Raw genomic sequence first — 3,908 nt, forward strand, 5'->3', positions numbered from 1 at the left:
ACTAAAGTCCTTTTAGTAAATTAAATACTCCCTATTTTTAAATAAACATCCATTTTTTATATAACAATCACTTTGTTTATGTTTTTGCCTATTCCTTAAAGATTAATAGCAATTGGCTTAATCAAGTGACTAATTTTGAGGCAGACAATCGTGCTTAAAGCAAAGCATATGTATTGTTACACGTTAGCGTTAGTTGATTAAACCTACATTACTTTTCCTATATCCCTTTGCTGCTGCCGTCTAAATCCAATTCAGTTCATCAATCAATTTTGCATACATGCGCGACTACCTGATGATATAAACTTGATAGCTAAAGGTGTAACTAATAGCGCTTGGTTATTATGCGCTGATATGTGCGCTCTATTTATTTAAAACAACGTGTTTAAGAGGTGTATTGCCAAAGCTAAACAGCTTGATAATTAAATACGGTCGTTAATGTATTAGCTGAAGTGTAGGTAAGGGAGGAAATAAAGTGCAAAGCAAAGCGACACAAAGCCGCTTTGCTAAAGTACATAATGCTATAACTTTGTTTGTGCCTTATAAATAGGGTATTCGCTCATTAAACCTTGAATAAGCGCCACGCACATTAAAATAAGCACAATTGAGAAAGGTAACGCAGTGGTTACTACTCCAGATTGCAGAGCCTGCAAGGCTTGAGAGCCACCTACCCACAGTAATACGGCGGCTATTGCCCCTTCAATCGATGCCCAAAATATACGTTGTGGTACCGGCGCATCAATTTTTCCGCCAGCGGTTATGCCATCTATTACAAGTGAGCCAGAATCAGAAGAGGTAATAAAAAACACTAAAACAAGCACAATTGAGATCACACTAATAAGGCCACTAAGCGGAAGCTGCTCATAAACCTGAAATAGCGTCACAGAGATATCGGTTAACCCGTTTTGCCCAAGTGGGCCTACTTTATCAATAATTTGTGAAATCGCTAAATTACCAAATACCCCCATCCACACTAAGCTTAATAGTGTTGGCAGGCCAATGACGACTAATAAAAATTCTCGCACGGTACGGCCTCTAGAAACGCGGGCAATAAACATTCCTACAAACGGCGACCACGATATCCACCATGCCCAGTAAAATACTGTCCAGGCATGCATCCAGTCTTCATCTTCACGGCCAAACGGATTACTAAGCGGAACCATATGTTCTACATATGCACCAAAGGTAAACCATATTGCTGTGATTGAGTCACTAAAAGTAAGCGATATTATGGCTACAAGTAAAATAAATGCACATATAAGATTGATGTTACTAAGTACTTTCACACCCCCTTCAATGCCTTTAATAACAGAAACAATAGCAATACAGGTAACGAGTGCTATAACTGTAATTTGAAAAGCGGTGCCGTAGTCAGTGCCCATTAAATAATTAATACCACTTGTTGCTTGCTGTGCCCCTAAACCAAGAGACGTTGCTAAACCAAAAAGCGTAGAGAGTACAGCAAGTATATCAATAACATGACCCAGCCAACCCCAAGCACGATCGCCAAATAAGGGATAAAACACGGAGCGTATAGATAACGGAAGGCCTTTATTGTAAGCAAAAAACGCTAAGCTAAGTGCAACAATGGCATAAATTGCCCAACCATGTAAGCCCCAGTGATACATGGTGGCGCCCATGGCTAAAGAGTGCGCTTCTGGGGTATTTGGCTCTGCGTTCATTGGCATTAAGTACCAATCAGTATAATAGGCTGCGGGCTCTGCAACACCCCAAAACAGTAAACCTATCCCCATTCCTGCGGCAAATAACATTGCCAGCCATGAGAGATAACCATGTTCAGGTTTTGCATCAACACCCCCTAAGCGAATTTTACCAAGAGGGGAGAGCGCAAGTGCAAAGCAAAATAATACGAAACCATTAGCAATCAACATGAAGTAGCTATCAAATTTATTGATAATGGCATCTTTAGTTGAGGTAAGTGCTTCCCTGACCACTTCAGGGTCAAGCAATAAGGTAAGGGCAACAAATAATATGACTAAAAATGCGCTTATTCCAAACACTGGGTTATGAACATCAAACCCCCATTTTTGTACGTTATCTTGACCTACCTGATAATCGGTAGTGTCAATACTGTATTTGTTCAATTGGTCATCCATCATGACTCCTTTATATTATAGATAACAAACTTCAATTTTATAGTACTTAAGTAAATCAAAAAGCGCCTATTACTGATATTTAATTATGGTATATATCTCTGAAATACATTAATAAATTTTTATATAGTTTGAAAGGCAAAAAAAAGCGAGCTAATGCTCGCTTAATAATTTTTTAATTTAGCGTTACTTCCACGCGTTAGGATCAACCTCTTTAGCGAGCTTAGGGTGCTTGTCTTTGTCAAACGTAGGTAATACACCTTGCTTGTTTTGCGCGTTGTAATCTTTTGATAACCACACAACAACGCCTGAAAGCATAAACAGTGCAACCACGTTTACAATAGCCATAAGGCCCATAGAAATGTCAGCAAGTGTCCAAATAATACCTAGTTCACCAATGGCACCAAACATAACCATACCTAATACAAGTAATCTAAATATAAACATTCCTTTAGTAGAGTTGTGCTCTAAAAACATTAGGTTTGTTTCGGCATATGAGTAATTCGCGACAATAGAGGTAAATGCAAAAAACAAAATGGCAATGGCAATAAAGTAAGTACCCCAGTCACCTACGTGCTCTTGTAGTGCGGCTTGCGTTAACTCTATTCCTAATACACCCGATTCAGGCACAAGTTGATTAGACAGTAAGATTAATGAGGCAGTGGCTGTACAGATCACAATAGTATCTATAAATACACCTAGCATTTGCACATACCCTTGCGAGGCTGGGTGCGGTGGATAAGGTGTTGCCGTTGCTGCGGCATTGGCTGCGCTACCCATACCGGCTTCGTTTGAAAACAAACCGCGCTTAATACCTTGGATCATAGCTTGCGTTACACCATAGCCAATTGCACCGGCGCCTGCTTGCTCTAAACCAAAAGCACTTTTTATTATAAGTACAATAACATCAGGCAGGGCAGTAAAGTTAATCGCACATACATATATAGCAACTAGCAAATAGGCAAGCGCCATAAATGGAACAACCATTTCGGCAAAGCGTGATATTGTTTTTAATCCACCAAAAATAATGATGCCAGAGCCAATTACAAGTGCAATGCCTACTATATACTTAGGTACATCAAACGCTACTTCAAATGCGGCAGCAATAGAGTTTGACTGTACAGCATTAAATACCAGGCCAAAGGCTAAAATTAAGCATAATGAAAACAACACACCCATCCAGCGTTTGCCTAAACCTCGTTCCATATAATAAGCAGGGCCGCCTCTAAAGTTGCCATCAGCGTCTTTAGTTTTATAAGCTTGCGCTAACGTACTTTCTGCAAAGCTAGTTGCCATACCTATTAAAGCAATCAGCCACATCCAAAATATAGCGCCAGGGCCACCTAAATAAAGTGCCACGGCAACACCGGCCATATTACCTGTTCCAACCCGCGCCGCTAAAGAAGTACAAAAAGCCTGAAAAGAAGAAATCTCATCTCCACCACATTTACGTGAGCCAAACATAACTTTAAACATATGAGGGAATTGTACAAATTGAATAAAGCCTAACCGAATGGTAAAAAAGACACCTGCTGCTATTAATAAGTAGACGAGAACTTGGCCCCAAAGTAAGGCACTTATACTATTTATTATATCTGTCATGAATACTACCTAAGTACATGAGTTGAAAAAGTGCTGGCAACTTACCATAACAAATCAAAAGAGTTTAGTTTTAAAAGCAAAAAAGCAGTCTTATCCACAGGCTTTTGTGGGTAACATGTGTTTTTAATGTGGGGTTCTTATGGGTATAAAATAAATGCAATTTTATTCAATAAAACGCTTGCGTATAAAACGTTT

Annotated in this window: 2 protein-coding genes; both read right to left on the reverse strand. The window is 39.3% G+C overall.

All coding sequences use genetic code 11. The features are described 5' to 3' along the window. Positions 1 to 518 precede the first annotated feature (518 nt). Positions 519 to 2,114, reverse strand: a complete 1,596-nt coding sequence (locus PAT01_RS19710; protein WP_096739834.1) for a BCCT family transporter — start codon at positions 2,112 to 2,114, stop codon at positions 519 to 521. A 183-nt stretch (positions 2,115 to 2,297) separates the two neighbouring features. Next, positions 2,298 to 3,713: an alanine/glycine:cation symporter family protein gene (locus PAT01_RS19715; RefSeq protein ID WP_024033645.1), complete on the reverse strand. Its 1,416-nt coding sequence runs from the start codon at positions 3,711 to 3,713 to the stop codon at positions 2,298 to 2,300. Positions 3,714 to 3,908 lie beyond the last annotated feature (195 nt).

The organism is Pseudoalteromonas atlantica, assembly GCA_007988745.1.
Classification (GTDB): domain Bacteria; phylum Pseudomonadota; class Gammaproteobacteria; order Enterobacterales; family Alteromonadaceae; genus Pseudoalteromonas; species Pseudoalteromonas atlantica.

Excerpts from the sequence above, each read along its gene's own strand:
- PAT01_RS19710 (WP_096739834.1), bottom strand. The coding sequence starts at position 2,114 with ATGGATGACCAATTGAACAAATACAGTATTGACACTACCGATTATCAG.
- PAT01_RS19715 (WP_024033645.1), bottom strand. The coding sequence starts at position 3,713 with ATGACAGATATAATAAATAGTATAAGTGCCTTACTTTGGGGCCAAGTT.